Origin of the sequence: Sodaliphilus sp., assembly GCF_045598405.1 — a bacterium.
Taxonomy (GTDB): domain Bacteria; phylum Bacteroidota; class Bacteroidia; order Bacteroidales; family Muribaculaceae; genus Sodaliphilus; species Sodaliphilus limicaballi.
Window position 1 is genome coordinate 1 of sequence record NZ_JAZLLZ010000030.1, and the last position, 1,507, is coordinate 1,507.

General features: G+C 54.9%; 2 protein-coding genes. Both read right to left on the reverse strand.

Going from position 1 to position 1,507, the window contains the following annotated elements; all coding sequences use genetic code 11:
* Positions 1-111 precede the first annotated feature (111 nt).
* Positions 112-822, reverse strand: a complete 711-nt coding sequence (locus ACKI3C_RS02675; RefSeq protein WP_407401775.1) for a ComF family protein — start codon at positions 820-822, stop codon at positions 112-114.
* Positions 806-1,285, reverse strand: coding sequence for a regulatory protein RecX (locus ACKI3C_RS02680; RefSeq protein ID WP_407401777.1), 480 nt, complete (start codon positions 1,283-1,285; stop codon positions 806-808). The genes ACKI3C_RS02675 and ACKI3C_RS02680 overlap by 17 nt, the downstream gene beginning before the upstream one ends.
* Positions 1,286-1,507 lie beyond the last annotated feature (222 nt).

A 1,507-nucleotide genomic window follows, 5' to 3' on the forward strand; every position in this document is an offset into this window, starting at 1 on the left:
TTGAGAGGGGAGAGTTGAGAGGGGAGAGAGGAATAGAGAGGACTTGGAGAGGACTTGGAGAGGGCTTGGAGAGGACTTGGAGAGGATTGGAGAGGAGTGGATGGGGGTTGGTTAGGTGAGTCTTGCTGCGGTGAGGGTGAAGATTGAGATTTTGATGCCGGGGATGTGGGATATGGCTTGGGCGCAGGCGATGATTGTTGCCCCGGTGGTGATCACGTCGTCGATGATGAGGATGTGCTTGTGGGCAAGCTGGGTGTGGGCGTGGGGCACTGGCGCGTAGGTGTCGCGTGTGTTGAGCCAGCGGTCGTAGGCGCCTTTGCGCGTCTGTGTGTCGTGTGGCTTGACGGCAATGACGGCTTGTAGCAATGTGGCTCCAGTTGCGCTTGCCACTCCTTGCGCTATGACATGTGCCTGGTTGTAACCTCGCTGCGCTTCCTTGTCGGGGTGCATGGGCACAGGCACGACGATGTCTATGCCGTCGAAGAACGCCGACTGTTTCATCATCGCTACGGCATGCTTGCCCATCCACGCGCCCATGTGGGTCATGTTGCGGTACTTGATGTCGTGGATGATTGCAGAGTAGGGGCTTGCCTTCTCGTAGAAGAACAGTGCCGCAGCTCGCTCGATGGGTACCTTGCCTGCAAAGAGTTGCTCCATGCGGTTGAACTGGGCGTCCTGGTAATGGGTGAGCGGCAGCGTGTTCAGGCAATTCCTGCACAGGAAGGGCTCGTCGGCACCCAAGACGCGGTTGCACACGGGGCATGTGCGTGGCATGATGGCATCGGCCGTGGCTTGGAGGATGTGCTTAATCTTGTTGATCATCGTTAATCACGCGGTCGATGGCGGTGTAGATGAGTGAGGGTTCGAAACCGCGGCTTGCGGCGAAGCGTAGCATCGCTGCTCGTGCCAGTTGAGGTTCGCGTTGCGAGACCGAGCGCCACTTGTCGCGCAGGAGTTTCATGAGCGTGGCTCGGTAGTCGTCGGGGTCGATGCTGGCAAGGGCCTCGTCGATGTAGTGTTGCGCTATTCCCTTCGTGCGCAGCTGGTGGGCAATCTTGACGGCTCCCCACCCGTTGTAGGCATGCTTGTCGTGGGCAAAGGCGTGGGCATATCGCTGCTCGTTGATGAAGTTCTCGCTCACGAGTCGGTCGATGATGGCATGTGCCTGGCTGTGCGGCAGTCCCCAAGCGGTGAGCTTGGCGGAGATGTCGCTTGCTGCATGCTCGCTGCGGCTGCATAGTGCTGCGGCGCGGGTGTAGGCCATGTCGGGGGTTATGGTTTTCATGGTGCAAAATTAGGAAAAAATTGTGTCATTGCTGCCGGGATTTTCAGAAATTAAAATAATTTAAATGATTTCTTGCTTGGAGGTAACTATTCAGCAATGGTATTTTGGGTAATATCCCCGCGCGGATCTCACTGATAACACAGATTTAATAATAACTGAAAGAAATTAAAATAATTAGAATAATTTCTTATTCAGTTAAATCAGAGCAATCTGTTGTAACTA

Coding starts and splice junctions, on each gene's coding strand:
- ACKI3C_RS02675 (WP_407401775.1), bottom strand. CDS start 822: ATGATCAACAAGATTAAGCACATCCTCCAAGCCACGGCCGATGCCATC.
- ACKI3C_RS02680 (WP_407401777.1), bottom strand. CDS start 1,285: ATGAAAACCATAACCCCCGACATGGCCTACACCCGCGCCGCAGCACTA.